Genomic DNA, 397 nt, shown 5'->3' with positions numbered 1-397 from the left:
CCCCGCCACCGGCCGGGCAGCTTCGAGAGGACAAGCAGTGGACCCGACAAGGCTGCGGATCGTCACCCCAGCCGGCGAGACCGTCCTATCGCCCGACCGCGAGCACGTCGTCGGCCGCGGCCGGGACTGCGACGTCGTCATCGCCGACGGCCGGGTCTCCCGCCGCCACCTGCGGCTGGAGCCCAGCGACGCCGGCTGGCTAGCCCGCGACATCAGCTCCAACGGCATCTGGGTCGACGGCACCCGCTCCGCCACCGTCGCGCTCACCGGCGGCGAGGTCCGGGTGCACATCGGCGCCACAAACGGCCCACTCGTCATCCTGATCCCGCCGCCGGCGCCCCGCCCGGCCGCCCCACCCGCTGCCCCGGACGTCGCCGACCAGGAGACAGTCCTCGCC

1 protein-coding gene is annotated in these 397 nt (G+C 75.3%); it reads left to right on the top strand.

The annotated features are described in order from the left end of the window. Positions 1–37: 37 nt before the first annotated feature. A partial coding sequence (locus NBZ83_RS32715) for an FHA domain-containing protein (RefSeq protein WP_261576577.1) occupies positions 38–397 on the top strand: 360 nt, incomplete at its 3' end.

Source organism: Frankia gtarii (assembly GCF_025403375.1).
In the GTDB taxonomy this organism is placed as follows: domain Bacteria; phylum Actinomycetota; class Actinomycetes; order Frankiales; family Frankiaceae; genus Frankia; species Frankia gtarii.
This window is presented reverse-complemented; position numbering and strand designations above follow the sequence as displayed.